At 65.9% G+C, this 707-nt stretch carries 1 protein-coding gene; it reads left to right on the top strand.

Annotated features, from left to right (window positions below; translation table 11 throughout):
• Positions 1–442: 442 nt before the first annotated feature.
• Positions 443–707 (top strand): 2-oxoglutarate dehydrogenase E1 subunit family protein (locus AWZ10_RS49140; RefSeq protein WP_159058530.1); only part of this gene is annotated, 265 nt, incomplete at its 3' end.

Below are 707 nucleotides of genomic sequence, written 5' to 3'. Positions count from 1 at the left end.
ACGGGTGGGGGCGGCGGGGGCGGCGGGGGCGGAAAAATCCCGCAATACCCAGATCACGCATGGCCGAATCCCCCCACCATTGCCGAATATCGCTCATCCTCTCGGGGCTTACTTCTCTGCCAAGTTGACGTAAAGTTCGAAGCGGAGCCACAAGATCCACGCCAGTTCCGCACAGCCGGACACGTGTGATCAGGTGCGTTCAGGCAGAGGGCCGGGAGCACATACCCGCAGGCCCCACCCGACGCATGCCCGGCACCCACCCCCCACACCCGTTCCGGACCGGAACCACGCTTGTTTCCCGCCATTTCCACCCCCGAAACACACTTTCCGATGTGACTTACACGACGAAGAGCGGACCCGGCCTGACCTTCCCGGCCACGGGGGCGTAGCCTTGATTCCCGCTGTCCATCACCTTGTGAAGCGGAAGAGGGCGGTTGCCGCCGTGTCGCCACAGTCCCCCAGTAACTCGAGCATCTCGACCGACGCAGACCAAGCGGGTAAGAACCCCGCCGCGGCCTTCGGTCCGAACGAGTGGCTCGTCGATGAGATCTATCAGCAGTACCTCCAGGATCCGAACTCGGTAGACCGAGCCTGGTGGGACTTCTTCGCCGACTACAAGCCAGGCGCAGCTGCCGCCTCGGCTCCGGCGAGCCCTGCGGCCACGGGTGCCGCAGCGACCACCACACCCGCGGCGCCCGCCGCCCCGG

Source organism: Streptomyces europaeiscabiei, assembly GCF_001550375.1.
Lineage (GTDB): Bacteria > Actinomycetota > Actinomycetes > Streptomycetales > Streptomycetaceae > Streptomyces > Streptomyces europaeiscabiei.
Note: the sequence above shows the minus strand (reverse complement) of the source record. Positions and strands in the feature narration are given on the sequence as shown.